The organism is Pseudomonas sp. P116 (assembly GCF_020149425.1).
Taxonomy (GTDB): domain Bacteria; phylum Pseudomonadota; class Gammaproteobacteria; order Pseudomonadales; family Pseudomonadaceae; genus Aquipseudomonas; species Aquipseudomonas anatoliensis.
In genome coordinates this window covers 691,230-711,649 of the sequence record NZ_JACVHB010000003.1, presented here as the reverse complement: position 1 = coordinate 711,649, position 20,420 = coordinate 691,230, and the positions used below count along the sequence as shown (strand labels likewise).

Annotated in this window: 18 protein-coding genes; all 18 read left to right on the top strand. The window is 54.3% G+C overall.

Annotated features, from left to right (window positions below):
- Window positions 1-17: 17 nt before the first annotated feature.
- Window positions 18-425 carry a F0F1 ATP synthase subunit I gene (locus tag ICA15_RS13695; RefSeq protein ID WP_008084411.1) on the top strand — a complete coding sequence of 136 codons (408 nt, stop codon included), beginning with the start codon at window positions 18-20 and terminating at the stop codon, window positions 423-425.
- 16 nt (window positions 426-441) lie between these two features.
- The gene (atpB, locus tag ICA15_RS13690; protein WP_042556894.1) at window positions 442-1,311 is read left to right on the top strand and encodes a F0F1 ATP synthase subunit A; all 870 of its coding nucleotides are present in this window, start codon (window positions 442-444) and stop codon (window positions 1,309-1,311) included.
- Between the two features lie 133 nt (window positions 1,312-1,444).
- Window positions 1,445-1,702, top strand: a complete 258-nt coding sequence (gene atpE, locus ICA15_RS13685; RefSeq protein WP_003097235.1) for a F0F1 ATP synthase subunit C — start codon at window positions 1,445-1,447, stop codon at window positions 1,700-1,702.
- Window positions 1,703-1,761: 59 nt separating this feature from the next.
- Entirely contained in the window at window positions 1,762-2,232 is a 471-nt protein-coding gene (locus ICA15_RS13680) for a F0F1 ATP synthase subunit B (RefSeq protein WP_003229781.1), read from the top strand.
- 12 nt (window positions 2,233-2,244) lie between these two features.
- The gene (locus ICA15_RS13675; RefSeq protein ID WP_053125286.1) at window positions 2,245-2,781 is read left to right on the top strand and encodes a F0F1 ATP synthase subunit delta; all 537 of its coding nucleotides are present in this window, start codon (window positions 2,245-2,247) and stop codon (window positions 2,779-2,781) included.
- A gap of 21 nt (window positions 2,782-2,802) precedes the next feature.
- Entirely contained in the window at window positions 2,803-4,347 is a 1,545-nt protein-coding gene (gene atpA, locus ICA15_RS13670; protein ID WP_042556892.1) for a F0F1 ATP synthase subunit alpha, read from the top strand.
- Between the two features lie 50 nt (window positions 4,348-4,397).
- Entirely contained in the window at window positions 4,398-5,258 is an 861-nt protein-coding gene (gene atpG, locus ICA15_RS13665) for a F0F1 ATP synthase subunit gamma (RefSeq protein WP_042556891.1), read from the top strand.
- A 27-nt stretch (window positions 5,259-5,285) separates the two neighbouring features.
- Window positions 5,286-6,665: a F0F1 ATP synthase subunit beta gene (gene atpD / locus ICA15_RS13660; protein WP_042556890.1), complete on the top strand. Its 1,380-nt coding sequence runs from the start codon at window positions 5,286-5,288 to the stop codon at window positions 6,663-6,665.
- Window positions 6,666-6,710: 45 nt separating this feature from the next.
- Window positions 6,711-7,136, top strand: coding sequence for a F0F1 ATP synthase subunit epsilon (locus tag ICA15_RS13655; protein WP_042556889.1), 426 nt, complete (start codon window positions 6,711-6,713; stop codon window positions 7,134-7,136).
- 117 nt (window positions 7,137-7,253) lie between these two features.
- Window positions 7,254-8,621, top strand: a complete 1,368-nt coding sequence (gene glmU / locus ICA15_RS13650; protein WP_210553266.1) for a bifunctional UDP-N-acetylglucosamine diphosphorylase/glucosamine-1-phosphate N-acetyltransferase GlmU — start codon at window positions 7,254-7,256, stop codon at window positions 8,619-8,621.
- Window positions 8,622-8,783: 162 nt separating this feature from the next.
- Window positions 8,784-9,560 carry a DeoR/GlpR family DNA-binding transcription regulator gene (locus ICA15_RS13645; RefSeq protein WP_210553267.1) on the top strand — a complete coding sequence of 259 codons (777 nt, stop codon included), beginning with the start codon at window positions 8,784-8,786 and terminating at the stop codon, window positions 9,558-9,560.
- 2 nt (window positions 9,561-9,562) lie between these two features.
- Entirely contained in the window at window positions 9,563-11,395 is a 1,833-nt protein-coding gene (gene glmS, locus ICA15_RS13640) for a glutamine--fructose-6-phosphate transaminase (isomerizing) (RefSeq protein ID WP_210553268.1), read from the top strand.
- 301 nt (window positions 11,396-11,696) lie between these two features.
- A complete protein-coding gene (locus ICA15_RS13635) occupies window positions 11,697-12,551 on the top strand; it encodes a TnsA endonuclease N-terminal domain-containing protein (RefSeq protein ID WP_042556885.1) in 855 nt (284 codons plus the stop codon).
- A complete protein-coding gene (locus tag ICA15_RS13630; RefSeq protein ID WP_042556884.1) occupies window positions 12,548-14,716 on the top strand; it encodes a Mu transposase C-terminal domain-containing protein in 2,169 nt (722 codons plus the stop codon). The genes ICA15_RS13635 and ICA15_RS13630 overlap by 4 nt, the downstream gene beginning before the upstream one ends.
- Complete coding sequence (locus ICA15_RS13625) at window positions 14,713-16,173, top strand: ATP-binding protein (protein WP_042556883.1); 1,461 nt, start codon at window positions 14,713-14,715, stop codon at window positions 16,171-16,173. Before ICA15_RS13630 ends, ICA15_RS13625 begins: the two co-directional genes overlap by 4 nt.
- A gap of 16 nt (window positions 16,174-16,189) precedes the next feature.
- On the top strand, window positions 16,190-17,857 hold the full coding sequence (locus ICA15_RS13620; RefSeq protein WP_042556882.1) for a TnsD family Tn7-like transposition protein: 1,668 nt from the start codon (window positions 16,190-16,192) through the stop codon (window positions 17,855-17,857).
- Between the two features lie 382 nt (window positions 17,858-18,239).
- Window positions 18,240-19,871 carry a TnsD family Tn7-like transposition protein gene (locus ICA15_RS13615; protein WP_224450881.1) on the top strand — a complete coding sequence of 544 codons (1,632 nt, stop codon included), beginning with the start codon at window positions 18,240-18,242 and terminating at the stop codon, window positions 19,869-19,871.
- Between the two features lie 186 nt (window positions 19,872-20,057).
- The gene (locus ICA15_RS13610) at window positions 20,058-20,390 is read left to right on the top strand and encodes a DUF2790 domain-containing protein (RefSeq protein ID WP_042561925.1); all 333 of its coding nucleotides are present in this window, start codon (window positions 20,058-20,060) and stop codon (window positions 20,388-20,390) included.
- The last annotated feature ends 30 nt before the right edge of the window (window positions 20,391-20,420 follow it).

Sequence of the window (20,420 nt, the reverse complement as noted above, 5' to 3'; positions counted from 1 at the left end):
ATTGGAGAGCAAACTTGATGGAAACCCGCAAGCCAAACCGCCTGCCGTTCCATCGCCTGGCGGTTTTTCCGGTGTTAATGGCTCAATTTGTCATTTTGCTCATTGCCGCTTTGGCGCTCTGGCAATGGCACGGAGTCGTTGCCGGATACTCGGGACTTTGCGGAGGCCTGATAGCCTTGCTGCCCAATGTATATTTCGCTCATAAGGCATTTCGGTTTTCCGGCGCCCGAGCAGCCCAGTCCATCGTCCGGTCATTTTATGCCGGCGAGGCAGGCAAACTGATTTTGACAGCAGTGCTTTTTGCACTGGTGTTTGCAGGTGTGAAGCCACTGGCGCCGATAGCAGTATTCGGCGTGTTCGTGCTGACTCAGTCGGTCAGCTGGTTCGCTCCCCTGCTGATGAGAACAAGACTTTCGAGACCTTAGGGCGTTTGAGGCAACCATGGCAGAAACAACCGCTTCGGGCTATATCCAGCACCACTTGCAGAATCTGACCTTCGGTCAGCTACCTAACGGCGGCTGGGGCTTTGCCCACACCGCAGCAGAAGCCAAAGAAATGGGCTTCTGGGCTTTCCACGTCGATACTCTCGGCTGGTCGGTCGCGTTGGGTCTGATCTTCGTTCTTCTTTTCCGCATGGCGGCAAAGAAGGCGACTTCGGGTCAGCCAGGTGCTTTGCAGAACTTCGTTGAAGTATTGGTCGAATTCGTCGATGGCAGCGTGAAAGACAGCTTCCATGGCCGTAGCCCGGTGATTGCACCGCTGGCACTGACCATCTTCGTCTGGGTGTTCCTGATGAACGCCGTCGACCTGATACCGGTCGACTGGATTCCTCAGTTGGCCATCCTGATCTCCGGTGACCCTCACATCCCGTTCCGCGCCGTGTCGACTACCGACCCGAACGCGACTCTGGGCATGGCGTTGTCGGTTTTCGCACTGATCATTTTCTATAGCATCAAGGTCAAGGGCATCGGCGGCTTCATCGGCGAACTGACCCTGCACCCGTTCGGCAGCAAGAACATCTTCGTTCAAGCCCTGCTGATCCCGGTGAACTTCCTGCTGGAATTCGTGACCCTGATCGCTAAACCGATCTCTCTGGCTCTGCGTCTTTTCGGCAACATGTATGCCGGCGAGCTGGTGTTCATTCTGATCGCTGTGATGTTCGGCAGCGGTCTGCTCTGGCTGAGCGGCCTGGGCGTTGTTCTGCAGTGGGCGTGGGCTGTGTTCCACATCCTGATCATCACGCTGCAGGCGTTCATCTTCATGATGCTGACCATCGTCTACCTGTCGATGGCGCACGAAGAAAACCATTAAGGCCAGTCTCGACTAGTCTGATGTCCTTCCCGGTCAAACGGGAAGGGGCTCTTCACAGGGCACCTGAAACGATTTGTTTTACCGCTTTAATCTAAAAAACCTAAACCATACGACGTAAAAGTCGGGAGGAAAGATGGAAACTGTAGTTGGTCTAACCGCTATCGCTGTTGCACTGTTGATCGGCCTGGGCGCACTGGGTACCGCAATTGGTTTCGGCCTGCTGGGCGGCAAGTTCCTGGAAGGCGCAGCGCGTCAGCCAGAAATGGTTCCAATGCTGCAAGTTAAAATGTTCATCGTTGCCGGTCTGCTCGACGCCGTAACCATGATCGGTGTTGGTATCGCTCTGTTCTTCACCTTTGCGAACCCGTTCGTTGGTCAGATCGCTGGCTAATTACCCGGATTCTTCCGAGTAATTTGATGTGATGGACAACGTAACTGCGAGGTGTTGGCGTGAACATTAATGCGACCCTGATTGGCCAGTCCGTTGCGTTCCTGATTTTTGTACTGTTCTGCATGAAGTATGTTTGGCCTCCGGTCATTGCTGCTCTGCACGAACGTCAAAAGAAGATCGCTGATGGTCTGGACGCTGCCAGCCGTGCAGCTCGCGACCTGGAGTTGGCCCAAGAAAAAGCGGGTCAGCAACTGCGCGAAGCGAAAGCTCAGGCAGCTGAAATCATCGAGCAAGCCAAGAAACGCGGTAACCAGATTGTCGAAGAGGCCGTTGAAAAGGCCCGTGTCGACGCTGACCGTGTGAAGGTTCAGGCTCAAGCCGAGATCGAACAGGAACTGAACAGTGTCAAAGACAAGCTGCGCGCCCAAGTGGGTTTGCTGGCTGTCGGCGGCGCCGAGAAGATCCTGGGTGCCACAATCGATCAAAACGCGCACGCAGAGCTGGTTAACCAACTGGCTGCTGAAATCTAAGCGAGGGCGATCATGGCAGAACTGACCACGTTGGCCCGACCTTACGCTAAGGCGGCCTTCGAGCACGCTCAGGCCCACCAGCAACTGGCCAATTGGTCAGCCATGCTCGGCCTGGCTGCAGCGGTGTCGCAAGACGACACCATGCAGCGCGTGCTCAAGGCCCCGCGACTGACGAGCGCAGAAAAGGCCGCCACGTTTATTGACGTGTGCGGCGACAAGTTTGATGCAAAGGCACAGAACTTCATCAATGTCGTTGCCGAAAACGACCGTCTCCCGCTTCTGCCGGAGATAGCCGCTCTTTTCGACCTGTACAAGGCCGAGCAAGAGAAGTCGGTAGACGTTGAAGTGACCAGTGCTTTTGCATTGAACCAAGAACAGCAAGACAAACTCGCCAAGGTTCTCAGTGCACGACTCAACCGGGAAGTGCGCCTGCAAGTCGAGGAAGATAAAGCCCTTATTGGGGGTGTTGTCATCCGCGCCGGCGACCTGGTTATCGATGGCTCGATTCGCGGCAAAATCGCGAAACTTGCCGAAGCATTGAAATCTTGAGTTTGAAGGGGCAGCAGAGCAATGCAGCAACTCAATCCTTCCGAAATAAGTGAAATTATCAAGGGCCGCATCGACAAGCTCGATGTGACCTCCCAAGCCCGTAACGAAGGCACTGTCGTCAGCGTATCTGACGGCATCGTGCGGATTCACGGTCTGGCCGACGTAATGTACGGCGAGATGATCGAGTTTCCGGGCGGCGTCTACGGTATGGCCCTCAACCTGGAGCAAGACTCCGTAGGTGCCGTTGTATTGGGCGCTTACCAGTCTCTTGCCGAAGGCATGAGCGCCAAGTGCACCGGCCGCATCCTCGAGGTTCCTGTTGGTAAGGAACTGCTGGGTCGCGTAGTCGACGCACTGGGTAACCCTGTTGATGGCAAGGGTCCACTGGGCAACACTCAGACCGACGCGGTCGAGAAAGTTGCTCCAGGCGTGATCTGGCGTAAGTCGGTAGACCAGCCTGTACAGACTGGCTACAAGGCTGTCGATGCCATGATTCCTGTCGGCCGTGGCCAGCGTGAGCTGATCATCGGTGACCGTCAGATCGGTAAAACCGCTCTGGCGATCGACGCGATCATCAATCAGAAAGACAGCGGCATTTTCTGCGTCTACGTAGCGATCGGTCAGAAACAATCGACCATCGCCAACGTGGTTCGCAAGCTGGAAGAGAACGGCGCCCTGGCCAACACGATCATCGTGGCTGCCAGTGCTTCGGAATCTCCTGCGCTGCAGTTCCTGGCACCGTACTCCGGTTGCACCATGGGTGAATTCTTCCGCGACCGCGGTGAAGACGCGCTGATCGTTTATGACGATCTGTCCAAGCAAGCAGTGGCTTACCGCCAGATTTCCCTGCTGCTGCGCCGTCCACCAGGCCGTGAAGCTTACCCAGGCGACGTGTTCTATCTCCACTCCCGTCTGCTGGAGCGCGCATCCCGCGTTTCGGAAGAATACGTAGAGAAGTTCACCAACGGCGCAGTGACCGGCAAAACCGGTTCCCTGACCGCACTGCCGATCATCGAAACCCAGGCTGGCGACGTTTCCGCGTTCGTTCCGACCAACGTGATCTCGATCACCGACGGTCAGATCTTCCTGGAATCGGCCATGTTCAACTCGGGCATCCGCCCTGCAGTGAACGCCGGTGTTTCGGTATCCCGTGTGGGTGGTGCCGCTCAGACCAAGATCATCAAGAAGCTCTCCGGTGGTATCCGTACCGCTCTGGCTCAGTACCGTGAACTGGCGGCATTCGCCCAGTTCGCTTCTGACCTGGACGAAGCGACCCGTAAGCAACTTGAGCATGGTCAGCGCGTTACCGAGCTGATGAAGCAGAAGCAATACGCACCAATGTCGATCGCTGACATGGCGCTGTCGCTGTATGCCGCTGAGCGTGGGTTCCTGACTGACATTGAAATCGCCAAGATCGGCAGCTTCGAACAAGCGCTGATTGCTTACTTCAACCGCGATCACGCCGATTTGATGGCCAAGATCAACGTTAAAGGTGACTTCAATGACGAAATCGACGCTGGCATGAAAGCCGGTATCGAGAAGTTCAAGGCCACCCAAACCTGGTAAGCCGCAGCGGGAGCCGCGAGGCTCCCGCTTGCTAACCTGATAGGTGTTACATGGCAGGCGCAAAAGAGATTCGCAGTAAGATTGCGAGCATCAAAAGCACGCAAAAGATTACCAGCGCCATGGAAAAAGTGGCGGTCAGCAAAATGCGCAAGGCACAAATGCGCATGGCTGCTAGCCGTCCTTATGCGGAGCGTATCCGCCAGGTAATTGGGCATCTGGCCAACGCCAACCCGGAATACCGCCACCCGTTCATGATCGACCGCGAAATCAAGCGTGTTGGTTATGTTGTGGTGAGCAGTGACCGTGGTTTGTGCGGCGGCTTGAACACCAACCTGTTCAAGGCCCTGGTCAAGGACATGGCGGTAAACCGCGAAAACGGCGTCGAGATTGATCTGTGTGTCGTTGGTAGCAAGGGTGCGGCCTTTTTCCGTAACTTCGGCGGTAACGTCGTTGCAGCTATCAGCCACCTGGGTGAAGAGCCGTCGATCAATGATCTGATCGGCAGCGTCAAGGTGATGCTGGATGCCTACCTGGATGGCCGTATTGATCGCCTGTCCGTGGTGTCCAACAAGTTCATCAACACCATGACGCAGCAGCCTACCGTGGAGCAGTTGATTCCACTGGTGGCAACCCCGGATCAGGGTCTCAAGCACCACTGGGACTATCTCTACGAACCGGACGCCAAAGAGCTGCTTGATGGCTTGATGGTCCGTTACGTCGAGTCGCAGGTCTACCAGGCGGTGGTCGAGAACAACGCGGCTGAGCAAGCTGCGCGGATGATCGCGATGAAGAACGCTACCGACAACGCCGGTGATTTGATCAGCGATTTGCAGCTGATCTACAACAAGGCGCGTCAGGCTGCGATCACCCAAGAGATCTCGGAAATCGTCGGCGGCGCTGCCGCGGTTTAACGGTTCAAATATTCAGAGGATCCAGCTATGAGTAGCGGACGTATCGTTCAAATCATCGGCGCCGTTATCGACGTGGAATTTCCACGCGACAGCGTACCGAGCATCTACAACGCTTTGAAAGTACAAAGCGATGCCGGCACCACTCTGGAAGTTCAGCAGCAGCTGGGCGACGGCGTGGTTCGTACCATTGCGATGGGTTCCACCGAGGGCTTGAAGCGCGGTCTGGAAGTTACCGACTCTGGCGCAGCCATCTCCGTACCGGTCGGTAAAGCGACCCTGGGCCGGATCATGGACGTCCTCGGCAACCCGATCGACGAAGCCGGTCCAATCGACACCGAAGAGCGTTGGGGCATTCACCGTCCAGCACCTTCGTTCGCTGAACAGGCAGGCGGCAACGACCTGCTGGAAACCGGCATCAAGGTTATCGACCTGGTTTGCCCGTTTGCCAAAGGCGGTAAAGTCGGTCTGTTCGGTGGTGCCGGTGTAGGCAAAACCGTAAACATGATGGAACTGATCCGTAACATCGCCATCGAGCACAGCGGTTATTCCGTGTTCGCCGGTGTGGGTGAGCGTACTCGTGAGGGTAACGACTTCTACCACGAGATGAAGGATTCCAACGTTCTGGACAAAGTGGCACTGGTTTACGGTCAGATGAACGAGCCGCCGGGTAACCGTCTGCGCGTAGCACTGACCGGCCTGACCATGGCCGAGAAGTTCCGTGACGAAGGTAACGACGTTCTGCTGTTCGTCGACAACATCTATCGTTACACCCTGGCCGGTACTGAAGTATCCGCACTGCTGGGCCGTATGCCTTCGGCAGTAGGTTACCAGCCGACCCTGGCTGAAGAGATGGGCGTTCTGCAAGAACGTATCACTTCGACCAAGGAAGGTTCGATCACTTCGATCCAAGCGGTATACGTACCTGCGGATGACTTGACCGACCCGTCGCCAGCGACCACCTTCGCCCACTTGGACGCCACCGTCGTTCTGTCCCGTGACATCGCCTCCCTGGGTATCTACCCAGCGGTAGATCCACTGGATTCGACTTCGCGCCAGCTGGACCCGAACGTAATCGGCCAGGACCACTACGACACCGCTCGCGGCGTTCAGTACGTTCTGCAACGTTACAAAGAGCTGAAAGACATCATCGCGATCCTGGGTATGGACGAACTCTCGGAAGCCGACAAACAGTTGGTTAACCGTGCTCGTAAAATCCAGCGCTTCTTGTCCCAGCCGTTCTTCGTGGCTGAAGTCTTCACCGGTGCTTCGGGTAAATACGTTTCCCTGAAAGACACCATTGCTGGCTTCAAAGGCATCCTCAACGGTGACTACGACCACCTGCCAGAACAAGCGTTCTACATGGTTGGCGGCATCGAAGAAGCGATCGAGAAAGCCAAGAAACTGTAATCCCGGCGCCCGGCAACGGGCGCTAATTTAGGTTGAGGCAATCAGATGGCTATGACAGTCCATTGCGATATCGTCAGCGCGGAAGGAGAAATCTTTTCCGGCCTGGTCGAGATGGTGATTGCGCACGGTGCACTGGGTGATCTTGGTATCGCTCTGGGTCACGCGCCGCTGATCACTAATCTGAAGCCAGGTCCGATCCGCCTGATCAAGCAAGGCGGGGAAGCCGAGGTGTTCTACATCTCCGGTGGTTTCCTCGAGGTTCAGCCGAACATGGTCAAGGTGCTTGCCGATACCGTGCAACGTGCCGCCGACCTGGATGAAGCTCAGGCTCAAGCAGCTCTCAAGGCTGCCGAGGCTGCCTTGCATGAGCGTGGCGCAGAGTTCGATTACGGCGCTGCGTCCGTACGTCTGGCCGAGGCTGCAGCTCAGCTGCGCACCGTCCAGCAGATCCGCAAGAAGTTTGGCGGTTAATCCGTCATCCGCTTGTTGTGCGATTGATAAAAAAGGGTAGCTTCGGCTACCCTTTTTTCTTTTCCGAATTCCAGAACCCCGGTCGCAGTTGCTGACCTCCAGGATTGGTAGCCAGTCATGTCTCTCGAAATCGTCATCCTCGCGGCCGGTCAAGGCACTCGCATGCGCTCGGCTCTGCCGAAAGTGCTGCACCCGATTGCCGGCAATTCCATGTTGGGCCATGTTATCCACAGCGCCCGGCAACTCGACCCGCAGCGCATCCACGTGGTGATCGGCCACGGTGCCGACGTGGTGCGCGAGCGTCTGGCGGCCGACGATCTGAACTTCGTGTTGCAGGACAAGCAACTGGGCACCGGTCACGCCACTGCCCAAGCCGTGCCATTCATTACTGCCGACACTGTGCTGATTCTTTACGGTGACGTGCCGTTGATCGAAGTCGAAACCCTGCAACGCCTGCTCAAGCATGTCGTTCCCGGACAGATGGGTTTGCTGACCGTCGAGCTCGACGACCCTACGGGCTATGGCCGCATTGTTCGCAACGCTGACGGCAAAGTTGCCGCCATCGTCGAGCACAAAGATGCCAGCGAAGCGCAGCGCGCGATCACCGAAGGCAATACTGGCATTCTCGCAGTGCCGGCCAGTCGGCTGGCTGACTGGATGAGCCGACTGTCGAACAACAACGCACAGGGCGAGTATTACCTGACCGACGTGATCGAAATGGCTGTCAGCGATGGTCTTGTGGTCGCCACTGAGCAACCGCTGGATCCGATGGAAGTGCAGGGCGCCAACGACCGTAAGCAACTCGCCGAACTTGAGCGTCATTACCAGCTGCGCGCCGGTCGTCGTCTGATGGCTCAAGGCGTGACCCTGCGTGATCCGGCCCGGTTCGACGTACGTGGAGAAGTCACGGTTGGTCGCGATGTGCTGATCGACATCAACGTGATCCTCGAAGGCGCCGTTGTTATCGAAGACGACGTGGTCATCGGTCCCAACTGTGTGATCAAGGACAGTACCCTGCGTAAAGGCGTGGTGATCAAAGCCAACAGCCACATCGAAGGCGCAATTCTTGGCGAAGGCAGCGATGCTGGTCCGTTTGCTCGTCTGCGACCTGGCACCGTGCTCGAAGCGCGGGCGCATGTGGGTAACTTTGTCGAATTGAAAAACGCCCACATGGGCGAGGGCGCCAAGGCAGGTCATCTGACATACTTGGGCGATGCCGAGATCGGCGCACGCACCAACATCGGAGCTGGCACCATCACCTGCAACTATGACGGCGCCAACAAGTGGAAAACCGTGTTGGGTGCGGACGTGTTCATCGGCTCCAACAACTCATTGGTGGCGCCTGTGGATATCTCCAATGGCGCGACCACTGCGGCGGGTTCGACGATTACGCAGAATGTGGATAACGCGCAGTTGGCAGTAGGCCGCGCGCGTCAGAAGAACATTGATGGCTGGAAGCGGCCGGAGAAGATCAAAAAAGACTGAGTTATCCACAGTCATTTTTAGATCATGACATCGCAGTATTCGGCAGCTCCTACAAAGGGCTGCTGAGGTCTGCGATTTTTTTTGTTTGCCGGGTTGACGATTTGTGGCCAATAGGTTTTGATTGCTTACGTTATCTTTCGAACCGAAACTTAAGCCGCCGCCATGTCGAAACGCAATACACCCCAACGCCGCCATAACATTCTCGCCTTGCTCGACGAGCAGGGTGAGGTGAGTGTGGACGAATTGGCCAAGCGCTTCGAAACCTCTGAAGTTACGATTCGTAAGGACTTGGCTGCGCTTGAGAGCCACGGTTTATTGCTGCGCCGCTACGGTGGAGCGATCACCATGCCTCAGGAACTCGTCGCGGAAACCGCGCAGAGCGTTTCCAAATACAAACAGGCAATCGCCCGCGCCGCAGTGAAACGTATCCGCGAGCACGCGCGCATCATCATCGACAGTGGCAGCACTACCGCCGCGATGATCCCCGAACTGGGTCAGCAGCCGGGTCTGGTGGTGATGACCAACTCCCTGCACGTCGCCAACGCTTTGAGTGAACTTGAGCACGAACCGGTGTTGTTGATGACCGGCGGCACCTGGGATCCGCACTCGGAGTCCTTTCAGGGCCAGGTGGCCGAGCAAGTACTACGCTCTTACGACTTTGACCAATTGTTTATCGGCGCCGATGGCATCGATCTGGCGCGCGGTACTACCACGTTCAACGAACTGCTCGGCCTGAGCCGGGTCATGGCTGAAGTGACGCGTGAAGTGATCGTGATGGTCGAGGCCGACAAGATCGGTCGCAAGATTCCCAACCTGGAGCTGCCCTGGAGCAGCGTCCATACCCTCATTACCGATGATCGCCTGCCTGTTGATGCACGCGATCAGATTCAGGCCCGCGGTATCACCGTGATTTGCGCGGCTGTCAGTCAGGAGAAATAAGCATGTGTGGAATTGTCGGCGCAGTTGCTGAACGTAATATCACCGCCATCCTGCTCGAAGGTCTCAAACGCCTCGAGTACCGCGGCTATGACAGCGCTGGCGTGGCGGTGTACACCAATGAGCAAACCCTCGAGCGCATGCGCCGTCCGGGCAAAGTCAGCGAACTGGAAGTCGCGCTGGCTGAACACCCGCTGGTTGGCCGCCTCGGCATTGCGCACACCCGTTGGGCAACCCACGGCGCCCCGTGCGAGCGTAATGCTCACCCGCATTTCTCCGGAGACATCGCGGTGGTGCACAACGGCATCATCGAAAACCACGAAGCCTTGCGTGAACAGCTTAAAGCGCTGGGCTACGTGTTTACTTCGGATACTGATACCGAAGTCATCGCTCACCTGCTGAATCACAAACTCAAGGATCAGCCAGATCTGACTGTCGCCCTCAAGGCTACCGTCAAGGAACTGCACGGTGCATACGGTCTGGCCGTGATCAATGGCAAACAACCGGATCGTCTGGTTGCCGCGCGCAGTGGCAGTCCATTGGTGATTGGTTTGGGTCTGGGTGAGAACTTCCTCGCCTCCGATCAACTGGCTCTGCGCCAGGTCACTGATCGCTTCATGTATCTGGAAGAAGGCGATATCGCTGAAATTCAGCGCGATACCGTGCAAATTTGGGATGTCGACGGCAAAGCCGTCGAGCGCCAGACCGTGCAGTACACCGACGGCGCCGAAGCGGCCGACAAGGGCGAATTCCGCCACTACATGCTCAAGGAAATCCACGAGCAACCGACCGTGGTGCAGCGCACGCTGGAAGGTCGGCTGAGCAACGACCAAGTGCTGGTGCAAGCTTTCGGCCCACAAGCGGCCGAGCTGTTTGCCAAGGTGCGTAACGTACAGATCGTTGCCTGCGGCACCAGTTATCACGCCGGCATGGTTGCCCGTTACTGGCTCGAAGAGCTGGCCGGGATCCCGTGCCAGGTCGAAGTTGCCAGCGAATTCCGCTACCGCAAAGTGGTGGTGCAGCCGGATACATTGTTCGTCACCATCTCGCAGTCCGGCGAAACTGCCGACACCCTGGCCGCATTGCGCAACGCCAAGGAGCTTGGCTTCCTCGCCAGTCTGGCGATCTGCAACGTTGGTATCAGCTCGCTGGTGCGCGAATCCGACATGACTTTGCTGACCCAGGCCGGTCGCGAAATCGGCGTCGCTTCGACCAAAGCGTTCACGACGCAGCTGGTTGGTCTGTTGCTACTCACCCTGTCACTGGGCCAAGTGCGCGGTACTCTGGCGCCGGGCGTTGAAGCCACGCTGGTGGCAGAATTGCGTCGCCTGCCGGCTCGCTTGGGCGAAGCGCTGGCGATGGACAGCACCGTGGAAAAAGTCGCCGAGCTGTTCGCCGAGAAGAACCACACACTGTTCCTCGGTCGCGGCGCGCAATTCCCGGTAGCAATGGAAGGTGCCTTGAAGCTCAAGGAAATCTCCTACATCCACGCTGAAGCCTACCCGGCCGGCGAACTCAAACACGGCCCGCTCGCGCTTGTGGATAACGACATGCCCGTGGTCACCGTCGCACCGAACAACGAACTGCTGGAAAAGCTCAAGTCCAACCTGCAGGAAGTCCGCGCACGCGGCGGCGAACTGGTCGTTTTCGCCGACGAGAAAGCCGGGATGACCAACGGCGAAGGCACCCACGTGGTACAGATGCCGCACATCCACGACATTCTTTCTCCGATCCTCTACACCATTCCGCTGCAGTTGCTTTCTTACTACGTCGCTGTGCTGAAGGGTACGGACGTTGACCAGCCGCGTAATCTGGCGAAGTCGGTGACGGTGGAATAAGTTATCCACAACTGATGCAGCCGGTGGCTTTGAACAATAAAGATTGACACAAAACAATAAAGATTGACACAAAACAATAAAGTTTGACACTCATGAACATAGATTGACACAAGGCTCAAACCCCCGTATCTACGGGGGTTTTTCCTTTCCAGGCTTTCCCTTTGGTCTGGATTCATCGCTTCAACTCTCTGCGGGTGTAGTCTAGAAAATGCTTTGAATATGGCCGCTACGGCGGTCGTGTTCTTCTACGACTTTTCTCGGCGTGAGGTGAAGCGGTCCGCATCGACTGAGGAGGCGTGGGTTGCGAGGTCGTAAGTTTGCATCACAGCAGGACATTGAACGGCACATTGCAAATGGATTTGGCGAAGGCGCCGGGGCAAGCTACGTGCCTTGGCTGCGGGTACAAGATGTCCCGTCGATAGGTCGTTCGCACAAAATCCAAGGTGTGAAGATCGAGAGGATTCATCACCTACTGTCAGATCTCGAGCGTTCGTACTTCCTTGTGTGTGAATTTTCTGAAGACGTCGTGGATATCCGTGAGCAATATCCGTTACTACCCACAGAGCGCGCGCAAGCGATAGCGTCGGCAATAGATGTACGTTATCCCAGATACCCTAGAACGACACTGCCCTATGTAATGACAACAGATTTCCTGCTAACCGTTAAGGACTTGAGCGGAAACTTTAAGTCGGTAGCTAGAACGGTGAAGTATCGATCCGACCTAGTTGGCAAAGGAAGTAACCGCACGCTTGAAAAACTTGAGATTGAAAAGCGCTTTTGGCAAAGCCAAGGTGTTGATTGGAAAATCGTCACAGATGAATTTTTTACACGAGATTTGATAAAAAATCTTGGACTAATCAGAAAATACTCGAAGCTCCCTCGCGATTTAATGAAAGTCCCTTTGCATTCGAGTTTTATCGAGTGCCTAGCAAACAGCCGGGAATATTCGTGGACTTTGGCCACCTGTCTAAGAAAAATAGCGTCCCTTCTGTCCATCTCTTATCTAGACGCTCAGGCAATTTTCTTCCATCTGGTTTGGAACAAGGTACTGAAAATAGATTTGATTAACACTCCTCTCCACCTTACTAGTCTAGTTCCTGAATTCGAAGTTTTCCAGATCCCTGTCCAAGGATCGTTGAAGGAGAAAATGTCATGACTGTCCTCGTTAATGAGGTTTTTGAGCCTGTTACCGATCTGTCGGTCATCGCTACGATAGCTAGGCTCATTTACCAAGATGAAACGCATGACTTGGCTGTGGTGATAGATCTAGCAGACCCACCCCGGCAGCCCTACGCCATTGGTCTCGAAGAGTTGCGTCGTTCGTTAGCGTCTGGTCACACGAAACCAGCAGCCATTACCACACCCGAGTTTATGCTTGTGCTTGAGGACCAGCTGGATGAGAGAGCCAAGCAAGGCCGGGACGAAAAGTGGGCGGTCATAGCCCCGCTGCTAGATCCTGAATATCCAGGACAAATATTTGTACGGGGAGAGTTAGGCCGGCTTGTTACCAAACGGGCGTCAGAGCTCGGAATTCAGCGAAAAACGATCTATCGGCTTCTTTACCGATATTGGTTTTATGGTCAAGTTCGAAACTCATTACTTAATAATTACTCGGCGGTAGGAGTTGCCGATAGAAAATATGATCCGAGTAGGCCTCCAGGGCGAAAACCTACGTTTCAAGGCGTTCTCACTGCGCCTTCCAAGATGCTCAGTGCGGTTGATAAACGATGCATACGAGTTGGATATGCCCTTTATGTAAAAGATAAGAAATCTTCTATTTCGAGCGCATATGACGAAATGTTGAGAAGATTCTACTCGGTTCGAGACATCTCTAAAAACAGTGAAGAAGAGCTTCGTTTGCTACCTAGCTTAGAGCTGCCCAGCCTGAGGCAATTCAGATATTGGGGACAGATTTTTTTCGACGAAATTGAAACCGAGCGTGGCCGTAAAGGGTTGAGGAAGTGGTTAAAGGACTGCCGTCCGCTTTCAGGTACCGTTCGCGATTGGCTGCGTGGACCGTGTCATCAGTTTGAAATCGACGCAACTATTGCCGATATTTATTTGGTCAATAGCTACTCTAGACGGATGCTTATTGGCCGGCCCGTAGTTTATATCGTTGTGGATAGTTTCTCCGGAATGATTGTTGGCCTCTATGTAGGATTGGAAGGTCCCAGTTGGAACGGGGCGAGGCAAGCGCTGTTCAACGCGTTTACCCCCAAAGTCGAGTTCTGCGCTCAGAACGGCGTTGAAATCAATTCAGATGATTGGAATTGTCACCACCTGCCCCACCAGATTTACGCCGACAGGGGAGAGATGTTGTCACTGGCAGCAGAGGGGCTATCGTCAGGCTTGGGAATTGAGATGGGCACGGCTCCGCCTTATCGGCCTGATTGGAAGCCTATGGTAGAAAGTCGGTTTGGCATTTTGAATGATTTGACGGGTATCAGATGGCTACCTGGCGGGGTAGCTGCGCGAGACAAAGAGCGAGGCGAGCGAGATTACCGGCTCGATGCCACGCTAAACCTCAAAGAGTTCACCCAGATCCTCATCAATTGCGTGCTCCACTATAACCGGCACCATCGACAGCCTGACCGACTGACTCAGGCGATGATGAATGACGGTGTTGAACCTACGCCCAACGGGATATGGAATTGGGCCTGCGAAAACGACCTGATCGAATCCAACAAACGTCCCGACGAGCTGGTTTACCTCCATCTCTTGCCGCGCGAGCGCGCGACCGTTCAAAAGGGCGGCGTGATGTTTCGCGGCATGCACTACGTTTGTGATATGGCCATAGAGAAAGATTGGTTTGCCAAGGCTCGCAAAGGGGGCGTTTGGTCAATAGAGTGTTGGTTCGATCCGAACTCTGCGGCGCACATCTGGATCCAGGGAGAGGCCAAGCAGTTTATCCGCTGTGATCTTCGACGATCGGATGCCGGTTACGCGAATTACCGCTCGGACGAGATTTTTGATCTGCTCGAAGCCTATCGCCAAAAACCGCCTACTCACCGGCGAGCCGAGCTGGAAAGCCGTGTGCAGCTTAGCGATCAGGTCCACCAGATCATCAGCCATGCGCTCGCAGAACGAAAATTGGAACCTGCTCCGCCCACCAAGGCGGAGGCCACTGGAAACATCCGCGAGAACCGCGCAGAAGAACGTCTCCGTGAGCGTGAAAATGCGGCTGTTCCTGAAGGCGTCAGGGCGGAGCCAGCTTCACTTCAATCTGAATCGACACCGAAAGCGCATGACTCATATGCCGGCGAGCGCACTGCGCAAGTTATCGATTTGCTCAAAAGAATTCGGCCAGGACAGGCAAAATGAAAGGTGCGCAGACGTTTGCCAATTACGTCAAACAGGACATAAGTGAGTATGCGGGCAATCCGCTTATCGAAGCTTTGCCTCCTATATTGTCGGAGGCGGCGGCTATTGAGCTGATCTCGAATTTTCCTCAGCCGGTGGATCCGAAAGAGCTGACCCTCGAAGGATCCACTCGAATTCACTGTATCGACCGATTAAGAACCGTGGTACAGCCGTTTTTGTTACACCTGGAACTGGAGGCCCTGTTTTCACTGCTCATCCGTCGAGGGTATGTTGGGCGTAACCCGATGTCGCCCGCTACCGTCCGGCATTTGCATTCTTTATCGGGGGCTCAGCGTTACCACGATGCGTTCAAGTCCACTGCTGAAACGTTTACCGTCGTCGGCCTGAGCGGTATTGGCAAGTCGACGGCACTCCACGCCATTTTGAGCCTTTATCCACAGACAATCCGTCATGAGCGCTATGAGGGAAAGCAGTTTGTTCATACCCAAATCACTTGGCTGAAGCTTGACTGCCCTCGGGATGGATCGCTGGCTGGATTTTGCCAGCAGTTTTTTTATGCGGTTGGTGACGCTCTAGGAGACAAGGACTATCACAAGCGCTACAGGCATCGAAATATCAATGATGCGCTGCAACAGATGGAGCAGGTGGCCAGCACGTTTTTCATCGGCGCCTTGTTAATCGACGAGCTGCAAAACCTCCACCTGGCGAAAACCGGTGGTAAGGAGAGCATGCTGAATTTCTTTCTGCACTTGGTTAACAACATTGGTATCCCGGTCGTTTTCAGTGGCACGAACTCTACGATTAGCCTGTTCTCAGAAGCCATGCGGACTGCCCGCCGAGTCTGTGGTGCCGGTACGCTGGAATTCAAACGATTCGAAAAAGAGGATGAGGAGTGGCGGTTGTTAGTCGAAAATCTCTGGAGCTATCAGTGGTGCAAGCAGACTGCTGAGCTGACTGACGAGATTTTCGACACGCTGTATGAGCACACTCAAGGCGTCACAGATTTCCTGGTCAAGCTGCTGGTATTGAGTCAGCGTTATGCGGTCCAGAGTGGCTCGGAGTGTTTGACTGCCGAGGTCCTGGTGAAGGTAAGCAACTCAAAAATGCAGATTCTAAAGCCAGCCCTTTCAGCTCTGCGTAGCCGAGATCCGAAGCGGATGCGGCAGTTCGACGATTTGCTGCCGATTGAGGATCAACTGAGCGAAATGATGGTCTTCGACGGTTTGGCACGAGAGGATCGCCTCGCCTTGCTTCGAAGCGTTGTGTCCCGTGAGAAGCCGGCAGACCAATCTCCAACCATTCTTGCGAAGGATCACCCATCGCCTATTGCAACTGGTGTGGAAAACTCAGAGGCTAAAGCCCTAAGCGAACAGGACGCTCCCCTCGATGCTCTGCGAGCTGCGGGCTGGCTCAACGAGGACTTGTTTGAGTTCTCACCGATGTATCACAAAGCGTGAGTCGGGGGGTGGCGAAGTGCACCTTAAACTCCATTTCTTCCCCACCGCGTTCCCCGATGAGACGCTGCACAGCGTGATATCTCGCTATGCCCGTCTTTGCGGTGTTCGTAATTGCCAAGCAGCATTTGCCGGCCTGAAATCGGCGGCAGCATTTTCGCAAAATGTGGCATTCCCAAGTCATTTAGGGGAGTTTGTCGACGCGCTACCCAGCGGTACCGAGCTATCGATAGCCGAGGTCCTTATGCGTCACACGCTATTACCCTACTATGCGCCGTTTTTGACTATGAGCCAGGTAGAACACGCTCGGACGCTGATGACTGCCGATGGGAAGGGTTTGATGTTGAAGCTGGGCGTCAACGCGAGCCGTATTGGATTCGCCTCCCGAGTGCGGTTATGCCCAGAATGTATCGCCCAAGATCAGGCCCAACGGGGAGTTGCTTACTGGCACAGGGTTCACATGCTTCCAGGCGTGCTGGTATGTCCGCATCACGGGACGTCACTTAGTATCCTTGATCCTCGCTGGTCCAGCCGCAGCTCTCGACAACTCAATCTGCCGAGTGATGAGAATGTGCAAGCTCACACGTTACGTCTCGATACCCCGTCGCTGAGCATGCCGCCGCTTCACGAAATAGCGTTGCGCTCACTTCAGGTCATCGAGTCTGAAGTCAGTGCTTTGTCAGCGGAGGCGGTGCGCTACACGTTTTTACAAAGGGCAACGCAGCTTAACCTTGCCTCTGATAACCATCGCTTGCACATGCACATGCTGGCGCAGCACATGGCCGATTTTTTTGCCGCACTCCCGCAAGAATGGGAATTTTCCATACTCGGAGAAGTTCGTGCAGGTACACCCGCCTCGTGGGTCACGAAGCTGCTTCGTACGCCAATAACCTCCCACCACCCGCTCAAATACATTTTATTGGCCGGTGCTCTGGGCATTGACATGGTGAACTTGCTGCATGGTCAACGCCCGGTGAAACAGGCGGTGGCGTGTGGTCCGATAGCTCACATTCAACTTCACACGCGCCTTTCTCCGGTGATGCCCGGTGAAGGCATGGACTGTTCGTCAGCCGCTGTGTGGAAACATGCTCTTGAGGGCGCTGATGCCAAAAAGATCGCTGCCGTTCTAGGCGTTTCATTGGCGTATGTCTATCGTCACATCCGAAATGTAGCCGGCGGGCAAGGTGCTTGGAGTGAGGCAAGATTTCACATTGAGCTATGCGCAAGACGCACGGCTTTCGAGGCTGATTATCGTTTTTACAAAGCACATGCATGCAGGGGGTATGCGTGGCTGTATCGCCACGATAGGCGGTGGCTTTCGGAGTCAACTGTAAACCCAAGCCCCCATCGTACGCCCCGTCTAAATAGCGCCGAAATGTTCGCTGCCCTCGATGCGAGACTGGCCGGCGAAGTCCGTCAGTGTGCTGAAGCGCTTTATGCTCTTGCGGGTAAGCCTGTCCGCATCTCGCGTACCAGAATTGGCCGGGAGCTTCATGTTCTGTCTCGCTTCGAAAAGCAGCTCTGCAAGCTTCCTCTCTGTGCAGCAATGCTCGACAAAGTATGTGAATCAATCGAAGGCTTCCACGATAGGCGTCTGCGATGGGCTAGAAGCAAATTGCTCTCGGAGGGCAAGCCTATATCACGTTCTTCGCTTTACAGGGTCGCGAGCATTCGGCCCACGCTGTAATCCAGCCAGCCATTCCCTCGATCTAAAAAAGTTCTGAATTTAATTCAACGTAAACACATTATTTTTCTGTTAATGAATATTTGCACCTTCCAGAATAGCTACGGCATACGCTGGATGACCACGATCAGCAAGTAAAACGTACTAACCCGCGATCAACAGAAATAGTTTTGCAATTGCCATGGGCTGACCTGCGCAGGTTATCGATACGTGTTTTGTATTCAAGAGTACGATCGCGGCAGGGCTTAGATGAATTCACTACGGTTAAAAGTTGAGCGGCTGGGTATCATTTCCAAATCGATACCGGATACAGAATTTGACGGGTTGCATATATACTGCCCCCGGATGCATATTCTCTTCGAGCCCTACCTTTAATCGGTAAATGATGTCTGATCTATTGTTTTTCCCCGTGTCGATGCCGGATGAAATGCTGCACTCTCGTGTCACCCGATATCACTATCTGTCAGGCAACAGAACCGCGACAGAAACCTACCGCGATTTGTTCGCATCGAAACCCTTTTGCATTGGTGGCATCGTACCCAATCAGATCGAGAGGCTCGCCCACAGACTGCCGGGGCAATCGGAGAGCAATCTCGCAGAGCTGATCAGTAGCAATACCACTTTTCCTGCTTACCGGCCTTTTCTTGGGGTTAAGCAGGGTCCGGAGAACAACGTAGGTCCGCTGGGTTATGACGGGGTGGTACGGGTGCCCCGCAGAGAGGAGTCCACCCATGGCAAGGCTAAGCTTTGTCCTACCTGCGTTCAGGAGGATTTGATTGATCGGGGTTCTGCCTACTGGCATCGATCTCACCAAATACCCGGTGTTGCCGTCTGTTGGCGTCATGGCGACACATTGATCCATGCCTGCCCCGAGTGCTCTCGCCCGTTCTACCGAAAATTGAAGCTACTTCCCAATCTGACTGAGCCATGCGCATGCGGTTGGAGCCCCTTAAACAGCGCAGCGACTCACAAGGGCTCAAAACTGGAACAGAAAGTCGCCCTGTTCGCACACGATATCTTGCAACGCAATATTCCTCCGATAGGCAGTACGGTATTAAGTTCTTGCTACGTCCGCCAATGCAAGAAACGCGGATATATTTTCGGAAAAAATGCAGGTATCGCAAAACTATTCGACAGCATCCAAAGCGCTTACGGTGATGAGCTTTTGTCGCAGATTGATCCAGCCTATAACACCGGGAAACATGAGCAATGGATCCGGCTCAAATCAGACAAAGGTCAGCTAAATATGCCGCTCGCGAGGCATTTGATCATTGCTCTTCATTTGTTTTCCAGTGCAGATGACTTTGAAGAGGCTCTGAAGAATGAGTCTATTCTGCTGAGTGCCTCTGTTTCTCCGCGAGCGTCCAAAGTTGAAGAATCGCATCCTAGCCAAAAAACTAGGTATCGCCAAAAAATTGAGTTGCTTTTAGCGCTACGTAACGACGCCGATGTCGAGTACCTCTGGAAGAAGGCGTACAAACCTACGCAATGGATTCTAGAACATGATAACGCATGGTTAATGGCAAAACTCCGTGCACCTAAAAAAATTGCAGTTACGGTCGAAAAGTCTGTCGACTCAAGAGACGGCGCGTATGCGGCCCTTATCGAAGCGGGCGTAGATGAGCTATATAAAGTTACGAAAGATCCGAAGAGAGTGAATATTCGGAATTTGCAATCGCTACTCCCAGGTTCGTTACCTCATGAGCTGGATCTACGCAAGCAGAGGTTTCCCCTTACTTATCAACAGATAAAGATTCATCAAGAGTCAGTATGGCATTTCCGTCTAAGAACTTTGATATGGACTGTCTCTGAACTCATCCGGATGAAGCTCCCGGTGAATTACTCGACGGTAAGATTGACTTCAGCGGTAGCAAGCAAGGTTTTCCTGGTATTTTCCAGTTTCTTCGAGTGGGATCTGACAAGCCTGGAAAAAACCGGAGTCGACGCGGAGGCCTTGCTCAGATCTACCGGCGTATCGAGGAATTGGGAGGGGCCACCGGTTCCAATAAGCTTTTGAGGTCATCTGTGTTCCGTCAGCGTCTGCCAACCTTTGGTGATAACAAAAATGCCATCTGGCTTGAAAGCGTAAACGCGGAGTAGGGTTCACCTTTCACATTAGTAACCTTCGCGGCAGCTTTCTGAAAGCTTTCACTTGTTACTCTTTAACTCAGAAAATTGAGCTTAGGAGAAAATCATGAAAGCAATGACAGCAGTGAAAGCGTTTTGCGCCGCTTCGGTTTTGACCTTATCTTCATTAGCCATGGCTGAAGGAGGCGGTGACCGCGTGTATGGTCGGATGATGCAAGAAAACCAACAGGCGATGGAGCAATATGCCTTAAGAAATGGTAAGGCCGTCCCTGAAGTTGTTCATTATGAATATGGTATGAACCTCGATATTCAGAAGGTGATCAGTGTCACACAGGCCAACAAAAACTGTAGTGTTGCGCCTTCGCGCATGACCTATGAAGATTCGGCGGGCAAGCTTAATACCGTGGAATACAAGATTATGGGTACCGACTGCCCACATGGGAGTTAGCCCCTTAAGGTCATGTCTACATCAAATCAT

Bases quoted from the DNA above. Each gene is read 5' to 3' on its own strand.
- ICA15_RS13695 (WP_008084411.1), top strand. From the start codon at position 18: ATGGAAACCCGCAAGCCAAACCGCCTGCCGTTCCATCGCCTGGCGGTT.
- atpB (WP_042556894.1), top strand. From the start codon at position 442: ATGGCAGAAACAACCGCTTCGGGCTATATCCAGCACCACTTGCAGAAT.
- atpE (WP_003097235.1), top strand. From the start codon at position 1,445: ATGGAAACTGTAGTTGGTCTAACCGCTATCGCTGTTGCACTGTTGATC.
- ICA15_RS13675 (WP_053125286.1), top strand. From the start codon at position 2,245: ATGGCAGAACTGACCACGTTGGCCCGACCTTACGCTAAGGCGGCCTTC.
- atpA (WP_042556892.1), top strand. From the start codon at position 2,803: ATGCAGCAACTCAATCCTTCCGAAATAAGTGAAATTATCAAGGGCCGC.
- atpG (WP_042556891.1), top strand. From the start codon at position 4,398: ATGGCAGGCGCAAAAGAGATTCGCAGTAAGATTGCGAGCATCAAAAGC.
- atpD (WP_042556890.1), top strand. From the start codon at position 5,286: ATGAGTAGCGGACGTATCGTTCAAATCATCGGCGCCGTTATCGACGTG.
- ICA15_RS13655 (WP_042556889.1), top strand. From the start codon at position 6,711: ATGGCTATGACAGTCCATTGCGATATCGTCAGCGCGGAAGGAGAAATC.
- glmU (WP_210553266.1), top strand. From the start codon at position 7,254: ATGTCTCTCGAAATCGTCATCCTCGCGGCCGGTCAAGGCACTCGCATG.
- ICA15_RS13645 (WP_210553267.1), top strand. From the start codon at position 8,784: ATGTCGAAACGCAATACACCCCAACGCCGCCATAACATTCTCGCCTTG.
- glmS (WP_210553268.1), top strand. From the start codon at position 9,563: ATGTGTGGAATTGTCGGCGCAGTTGCTGAACGTAATATCACCGCCATC.
- ICA15_RS13630 (WP_042556884.1), top strand. From the start codon at position 12,548: ATGACTGTCCTCGTTAATGAGGTTTTTGAGCCTGTTACCGATCTGTCG.
- ICA15_RS13625 (WP_042556883.1), top strand. From the start codon at position 14,713: ATGAAAGGTGCGCAGACGTTTGCCAATTACGTCAAACAGGACATAAGT.
- ICA15_RS13615 (WP_224450881.1), top strand. From the start codon at position 18,240: ATGTCTGATCTATTGTTTTTCCCCGTGTCGATGCCGGATGAAATGCTG.
- ICA15_RS13610 (WP_042561925.1), top strand. From the start codon at position 20,058: ATGACAGCAGTGAAAGCGTTTTGCGCCGCTTCGGTTTTGACCTTATCT.